5 protein-coding genes are annotated in these 8,014 nt (G+C 68.8%); 3 read left to right on the top strand and 2 right to left on the bottom strand.

The window, feature by feature from the left end; translation table 11 throughout:
- Positions 1 to 221 precede the first annotated feature (221 nt).
- Positions 222 to 2,972, top strand: coding sequence for a leucine--tRNA ligase (gene leuS, locus OXM57_10365; protein MDE0353080.1), 2,751 nt, complete (start codon positions 222 to 224; stop codon positions 2,970 to 2,972).
- 20 nt (positions 2,973 to 2,992) lie between these two features.
- On the opposite strand, the gene OXM57_10360 is transcribed toward leuS, so the two are convergent.
- Both OXM57_10360 and OXM57_10355 read right to left on the bottom strand, forming a co-directional pair.
- Complete coding sequence (locus OXM57_10360) at positions 2,993 to 4,198, bottom strand: ABC transporter permease (protein MDE0353079.1); 1,206 nt, start codon at positions 4,196 to 4,198, stop codon at positions 2,993 to 2,995.
- The gene (locus OXM57_10355) at positions 4,195 to 5,082 is read right to left on the bottom strand and encodes an ATP-binding cassette domain-containing protein (protein MDE0353078.1); all 888 of its coding nucleotides are present in this window, start codon (positions 5,080 to 5,082) and stop codon (positions 4,195 to 4,197) included. The genes OXM57_10360 and OXM57_10355 overlap by 4 nt, the downstream gene beginning before the upstream one ends.
- A gap of 191 nt (positions 5,083 to 5,273) precedes the next feature.
- Between OXM57_10355 and OXM57_10350 the strand changes: the two genes are divergently transcribed.
- Entirely contained in the window at positions 5,274 to 5,864 is a 591-nt protein-coding gene (locus OXM57_10350; protein ID MDE0353077.1) for a helix-hairpin-helix domain-containing protein, read from the top strand.
- A 98-nt stretch (positions 5,865 to 5,962) separates the two neighbouring features.
- The gene (locus tag OXM57_10345; protein MDE0353076.1) at positions 5,963 to 8,014 is read left to right on the top strand and encodes a ComEC/Rec2 family competence protein; all 2,052 of its coding nucleotides are present in this window, start codon (positions 5,963 to 5,965) and stop codon (positions 8,012 to 8,014) included.

The following is an 8,014-nucleotide window of genomic DNA, read 5'->3' as shown; positions in this document are numbered from 1 at the left end:
CAGAGCGCTTGCATGGCATGCAAGAGGTCACGGGTTCAAATCCCGTCAGCTCCACCTCATCCGCCCTCCGCCATCCCGCCCGCGATATTCCTTCTCCGGCACCCTCCAGGAGGGTACTGAAAGATGCCCAGTTGGCCCGGTAGCCGGAAACGAAACACCAGCTAGAAGTATCGTGGGCCAACCGATCCTCGTCTTTTCAGCACCCTCCTAGAATCACCGGCGTGACCAGAAGGAACCAGAGATACGACCACGGCCGGATCGAGGCACGGTGGCGGGAAGCCTGGGAAAGGGATGGCGTCTATCGCTCGGTGGTCGACTGGGAGCGCCCCAAGCACTACGCGCTGACCATGTTGCCCTACCCGAGCGGCGATCTCCACATCGGGCACTGGTACGCCATGACGCCCTCGGACGCCCGGGCCCGCTACATGCGGATGAAGGGCTACAACGTCCTCTTCCCGATGGGGTTCGACGCGTTCGGGCTACCGGCCGAGAACGCCGCGGTGCAGGCCAACATCCACCCCTGGAGGTGGACCTACGCCAACATCGAGCGGATGCGCCGCCAGCTCCGGTCGATGGGGACCATGATCGACTGGGAACGCGAGGCGGTGTCCTGCACGCCGGAGTACTACCGCTGGACGGAGTGGTTCTTCTCCCGGCTCTATGAAGCGGGGCTGGCGTATCGTGGCGAGGCGCTGGTCAACTGGTCCCCGACCCTCCAGACCGTCCTCGCCAACGAGCAGGTCATCGACGGGCGGGACGAGCGGACCGGCCAGCCGGTGGTCCAGCGGATGATGGAGCAGTGGTTCTTCCGTATCACCCGGTACGCGGAGGAGCTTCTGGACTTCGGTGGTCTCGACTGGCCCGAGCCCATCAAGGCGATGCAGACCAACTGGATCGGACGCTCGGTGGGGGCCCGGGTCCGGTTCCCCGTGGAAGGCGCCGATCCGATCGAGGTGTTCACCACCCGCCCGGACACGCTCCACGGCGCCACGTTCATGGTGCTCGCTCCGGAGCATCCCCTGGTGGAGGTGCTGACCACCGCGGACCTGCGGGAAGAGGTGGAGGCCTACCGGGACGGCGCCGCCCGCCGTTCGGAGCTCCAGCGAACCGACCTGACCCGGGACAAGCACGGCGTGTTCACCGGTGGCTACGCGACCAATCCCGTCACCGGCTGCGATATCCCGGTCTGGATAGCCGACTACGTGCTGATGAGCTACGGAACCGGGGCGATCATGGCCGTTCCCGGTGAGGACACACGTGACTGGGAGTTCGCCGTCAAGTACGGGTTGCCCGTGGTGCGCACCGTCCAGCCGCCCGATCACTTCGAGGGGGACGCCTACGAAGGGGACGGCCCGTCGATCAATTCGGACTTTCTCGACGGTCTGTACATAGCCGAGGCCAAGGTGGCCATGATCGATTGGCTCGAGGCCGGGGGGCACGGCGAGGGGGCCATCCAGTACCGGCTGCGGGATTGGCTGATAAGCCGGCAGCGCTACTGGGGCTCGCCGATTCCTGTGGTCTACCGCGAGGACGGAACCGTCGAGCTGGTACCCGATGACGCCCTTCCGGTGGAGTTGCCCGAGGACGTGGAGTTCATGCCGACCGGACGGAGCCCGCTCGTCTCCCATGAACCGTTCCTGGAGGCGGTTGACTCGGAGGGGGAACCGGCGAGCCGTGAGACCGACACGATGGACACCTTCATGTGCTCGTCCTGGTACCAGCTCCGCTACCTGAGCCCGGGATACGACCTCGCTCCGTTCGATCCCGAGGAGGCGGCCTACTGGCTGCCGGTCGACACGTACACCGGCGGCTCGGAGCATGCCGTGATGCATCTCATGTACACCCGGTTCTTCACCAAGGCGCTGCGGGACATGGGGTGTTTCGCGGGCACGGCCGCCGCGATGAGGGCTCACGGTCGTGATCCGGACGGTATGTTCGACGAGCCGATGCTGATGCTCCGCAACCAGGGCCAGGTGCTGGGGGAGGAGCGCCGGGGTGACCGGGTGCTGGTGGCCGGCCGGCATGAGGGAGACCGGCTGGTGGCCGACTCGGTGCTAGTGGCGACCGATCCCGACGGGCCGCCGGAGGGCGCGGATGGAGATCACCTGGTGGGCGAGATCGTCAGCCGCACCGAACGCCTGCTGGTGGTCCAGCCGCCGGATGGCGCCGAGCCCGTGACCGTCGAGATTCCTGAGAGCGCGACGATCGAGATACCGACCATCCCGGGGGACAACAGCGTCACCCAGCTGCGCCACCGGCTGGACGTCCAGCGCATGTCGAAGTCCCGCGGCAATGTGGTGAATCCCGACGCCCTGGTGGAGCGGTTCGGCGCGGATACGGTCCGGACCTACCTGATGTTCGCCTTCGAATGGGAAAAGGGCGGCCCGTGGGACAGCCGGGGGATGAAGGGTGCGCAGCGCTTCATCGCCGATGTCTGGCGCCTCGGCAACGCGGAGTACCGGGCCGGACAGGCCGACGACTCCGCCACCGCCGCGCTCCGGCGCCGTGCCCACCAGGCGATCATCAAGGTCGGGCAGGATCTCGAGTCGTTCTCATGGAACACCGCCGTGGCGGAGTTGATGAAGCTCCGCAACTCCATGAACGATGCCCTGGCCGCCCGGAACGTGACCGCGGAGGTGTGGCGGGAGACCCTCACCATCCTGGCCCTGTTGCTGGCGCCGATCGCTCCCCACGTGACCGAGGAGGTCTGGAGTGGTCTCGGCAACGAGACCAGCATCCACCTCCAACCCTGGCCCGAGGCCGACACGGGAGCCGCCGCCGATGAGTCGGTGACGATGGTGGTCCAGGTAAACGGCAGGGTCAGAGCGCGGATCGAGGTGCCGGTGGGTATCTCGGAGAGCGCGGCGCTGGACCTGGCACTGGGCCATCACAACGTGGCTCGGCATGTCGCAGGGAACGAGGTGCGGAGGGTGATCGACCGGAGGCCGAGGCTGCTCAACATCGTCGTGTAGGTCCGTAGGGTGCGCCGGCCTCAGAACTCGGCGGAGCGGTAGGCCTGCCGGGCCTTGATCCGGGTCCGGTAGTTGAACACCCCGCCCGCGTAAACCCGACCGGCCACCCTGATCAGCAGGATGATGAAGCCGATCATGATCACGGCCGCCGCAAGTTGTTCCCACAGGGCCACGGAGTCGGACACTGCTCGAACCGGGAGCACGAAGGGGGCGGTCAGCGGAACCAGCGTGAGGGCGGTCGACCATACCGTGTCCGGGTTGCCGGAGACGTAGACGATGCCGATCACGTAGCCGGCCACGGTGACCAACGTCAAGGGGAAGGCAGCGTTCTGGGCATCCTCGGGTCGATGGGCTATGGCCCCCACCGCCGCGTAGCCGGTGGCGTAGACCAGGTAGCCGAGCACGAACCAGATCAACGAGATGACCAGGAACCCGGCGTCGACTTCGGGCAACGAGACGTCGAGGACCAGGCGGACGGCCACGATCAGGCTGGCTGCGATCGATCCGAACTGCAGCAGGCCGAGCAGTCCCACCCCGATGATCTTGCCCGCCAGGAGTTGCCACGGACGAAGGGCGGCCAGCAACACCTCTGATACGCGGTTGGTCTTCTCCTCGGTAACACCCAGCAGCACCCATGATCCGGTGGTCATGACGGCCATGAACAGGAGCACCAGCGCCACCTGAGCGATCACGAACTGCCGGGCCTCGGCTGCGGCATCGGCATCCACCTCAGGTCCGGCGGCCACGACCGTCACCCCCTCGCCGGCCATGATCGCCACTGCCCGCTCGGACACCTCGCCGGCAGCCACCATGCGCTGCACCTGGTGGGAGAGGACGGCCTGTCTCAGCGCGGACTCGAGTTCCGAGGGGGTGTCCTTACCCACCAGAACCCTGTTTCCGCCGACCAGGGCCGCATCCACCGCTCCGTCCGTCACCGCCGCGGTCGCGGCGGTGTCATCCGGCGACTTGCTGAGCTCGATCCGGTATGAGCCCGGTCGTCCTGGTGCCATCGACCTCGCCAACTCGCCGGGGCCCACGCTCTCGGTCCCGACGGTGGCGACCCTGTACGTGCGGACGGATCCGTCATCCCCGAAGAACCCCGGGATGGCTATGCCCGCGCCGACGAGGAGCGCCAGGAAGAGCCAGCTCAGCGCATAGGACTTGCTCAGGCCGCGCTCGAGGAGTTCGCGCCGCATCACGAGGCCGACCGCCCGGTAGGTGTTCACGATGCCACCGTTTCCCTGAAGAGGTCCGACAGGGTCGGCGGACCGTAGGAGAACTCCCGGACCGTCCGGCCGTCCGCGAGCGCGGCCATTATCTCTCCCATGCCGACCTCGGCGGGTACCCGGAGTACATGGCGGGTTCCTCGGGATTCCACCAGCCGGACACCGGGGAGGGTGGGGGTGAGGGCGAGCGACGAGTCTACGTCCACCTCGACTCTGCGGTGATCCGCCCGGTCCTTCAGGGTGTTGACGGGTCCCGCCAGGGCCACCCGGCCCTCGTTGATGATGGCAACGTCGTCGCACAGGTGCTCGACGAGATCTAGCTGATGGCTCGAGAAGAGCACGGCCGATCCCTGGTCTGCCCTCTCTCGCAGTATCCGGGACATCTCCTCGACACCTAGCGGGTCCAGGCCGCTGAAGGGTTCATCCAGCACCAGGAGCTCGGGATCGTGTACCAGCGCGGTCACGAGCTGCACCCGTTGCTGGTTTCCGTGCGAGAGGTCGTCGATCCGGGATTCGGTCCGCTCCTCGAGCCCGATCCTGGCGATCCACCGGTCGGCGGCGCGGGCGGCGGCTGCGTTGCCGAGCCCGTGGAGGCGCGCGAAGTAGATCACCTGGCGGCGCACCGGCATGCGGGGGTACAGGCCCCGCATCTCCGGCATGTATCCGAACCGCCGGCGAGCGTCGTGGGTGACGGACCGACCCATCCAGGTCACGGTGCCCCCATCGAGGCGGAGCAGGCCGAAGACGGCGCGCATGGCGCTGGTCTTACCGGCGCCGTTGGGGCCCAGGAAACCGACTATCCGCCCGGGCCTGACCGAGAAGCCGCAGTCGTCCAGGGCAACCACCTCGCCGTAGCGCTTGGTCAAGCCGTCAAGTTCGAGCACGAGTCACCTGTAGAGACCGTAGGGAGGGTAATCGCCACCGGCTCGTACACCTCCGCACTCCGCACCTCCTCCGGCAGGAAGAGGGCTTCCCAACCGCCCTGTCCGCCGGTACAAGTACAACGGCGCGGGCGAAGGAGGCTGCCATATCCGAGACGCCATCCGGCCATGGGGTGCCCGCCGGGGCGCCGGGCATGCCGGTGTCGCGCCGGGGCGCCCTGCTGGTCCTGGGCGGCGCGCTGGCGATCGTTACCGGGTTCGCCGTCTGGAACCGTCCCCATGTTCCCCCGCCGGAGTCCCGGCCGTCCCCCGAGGTGGTGGTCGTACCCGTGTCCGCAATCGGGACCGCCCCGGCTACGGCAACCGTCCATGTCTCGGGTGCGGTGGCAGCGCCGGGATTGGTGGTGTTGCCCGAAGGAAGCCGGGTGGCAGATGCCATCGCCGGGGTGGGTGGCGCCCTGCCCGGCTCGGAGCTTCGCCTCGTCAACCTGGCTGCGCCGGTGCAGGACGGCATGCACCTCGATATCCCCTGGGCCGGCGACCGGACGGGCGCGGGGGTTCCGCCGTCGGGCGGCGCGGGATCGGGCTTTCCGGTGGATCTGAACCGGGCGGGTCATGAGGATCTGACGGCCATTCCGGGGGTGGGGGAGGTGCTGGCGCTGCGCATCGTCGCCCACCGCGAGTCCCATGGCCCTTTCATGACGATGGAGGACCTGCTGGACGTTCCGGGCATCGGCGAGGGCAGGTTGGCAGGAATGCGTGACTACGTAGAGGTGGGTCGATAGGCCGCCTGCCCGACCCGCGAGCCAGGTGGTATCTGGCCGGCGCCGGCGCCATCTGGCTCGGAGTCGCAGCCGGGATCCGGGTTCCGTGGCTTGCGGCGGTGGCACTGGCCGCCGCCGGAGTAGCCGCTGTCCTGCAGAAATGGGGCGCCGCGCTGGTGGCGAGCCTGGTGGGTCTGGGGGTCGTGGGTGCCTTGTTGCTGGATGCGCGCCACCAGGAGACCGCCCGCACCGTGCTCCCCGCCGGCCAGGTAACGCTTCTGGTCGAGGCGCTGATGGATGCGTCGGGTCGCCCGGGTCAGGATCGGGTCCTCGTGCGGGTCCTGGCCATCGACGGTCCGGCCGGGCCGGTCTCGTGGAGGGGGCCGGCCGGCCGGCTCCGGGGTGGCGTGGCCGGCTGGATGCGGGACAGCCGGTGGTGGGTCGAGACGACCATGCATGGCGTGGCCGATCCGGTCACGGGGAATCCGGCCAGGGACCCCGTGGTCTGGAGGGGCCGGGTGGCCCGCGCTCGTCCCGCACCTGACGGGGTCGGATGGATGGCCGGACAGGCCGCTCGAGTTCGCTCCCTCATCATCGATCGCCTCCGACCGGAAACCGACCGGGGAAGGGCGCTCCTGGCAGGCTTCCTGCTCGGGGATGTCTCGCACCTGCGGCCGTGGGAGGAGGAGGCGATGCGCCGCGCCGGGCTGTCGCACTTCGTGGCCGTGTCCGGAAGCAACGTGGCGCTCTTCCTGGGCGCCCTGTTCCTGGTGGCCGGCCCCCTGGGTTGGAGTTCCATCCGCCGAGCAATCCTGGGCCTGGCGGGCCTGGCCTTCTTCGTCCTCCTCATCGGGCCGGACCCGTCGGTGGTGCGGGCCGCGACCATGGCGGGGCTGGTCCTGCTTGCGCGCCCCTTCGGCCTGCGCCCGGACATCTGGAGGGTGATAGGGGTCGGGGTGGGGCTGCTCCTCCTGGTGTCCCCGGAACTGGCCTACAGCCTCGGGTTCCAACTCTCGGTGGCCGCCACGGCCGGAGTGGTGGTCGGAACCGGGTGGTTCCCCGGCCTTCGCCCCCGGTGGCTCGGCACGTCGCTGGGAGCCGCCTGCGGCGCCCAGCTCGCGGTGGCCCCGATTCTCCTGCTCGCGATCGGGCAGCTTCCGCTGTGGTCTCCGGTCGCCAACGTGGTGGCCGCTCCGCTCGTGGTGGCGGCAACGGGGCTGGGAGGGGCCGGAGCCGTCACGGGCATGGATGCGCTGGTGGAGGCAGGAGCCCTGCCGGCTCGGGCGGTCCTCGGAATCGCCGATCTCTCGTCAACCCTTCCGCAGATCGGATGGATGGCCGCCCTGCCGTTCGCCGGGTGCGGGCTGGTCGCCCTGTCCTGCCGGTTGCGCCCGGTGGCCTTGCTGGCCGCCAGCATGCTCGCATGCTCTTTGACGGTCTTCGCCGCTCCGCACGCGGTGGTGGGCGCTCCGGTCGGGCCGGCGTTCGTGGCCCTCGACGTGGGGCAGGGCGATGCGCTGTTGCTGCTGGGCGAGGGCGGGGAGACGGTGCTGGTCGACGGGGGAAGCGATGGCGCCAAGGTCAGGGCCGGGCTGGCCCGGTTCGGTGTGAGAGCGGTTGACCTGCTGGTCCTGTCTCACGCCCATCATGACCACTACGGTGGACTGGCGGACGTCATCGGATCTCTTCCGGTCGGCCAGATGTGGTACGCGCCTTTCCCCGCCCAGCCGGACGAGTACACGAAGCTGGTCGAGGCCGCCGAGCAGGTGACCCGGGTCACCGTCCCGAGTCTCGGCGTGCACCGGATCGGCTCCATCTGGCTCGAGGTGCTGGGTCCGGCCCGCAGGTATGCCTCTCCCAACGACCAGTCGATCGCCATCCGGGCCACACTCGGTGGCGGGACGGTGCTGCTGTCCGGGGACATGGAACGTGTTTCCCAGGCCGATCTGGAGCCTCCCCGAGTGGACGTGCTGAAGGTTCCCCACCAGGGCGCCGCAACCTCCGATCCGGAGTGGTTGGTGGGGACGGGCGCCTCCGTGGCCGTGGTCAGCGTCGGACCCAACCGGTTCGGACATCCCTCCGAGACGTTGCTGGCAACACTCCGGCGAGCCGGGATGGAGGTGCGCCGCACCGACCGGGAGGGTGACGTTGTGATCGGCCTCGGGCTCTGA

It is taken from the genome of bacterium, assembly GCA_028820935.1.
Taxonomy (GTDB): Bacteria; Actinomycetota; Acidimicrobiia; order Spongiisociales; family Spongiisociaceae; genus Spongiisocius.
The sequence above is the reverse complement of the archived record's forward strand: the minus strand, read 5'-3'. Positions and strand labels throughout refer to the sequence as shown.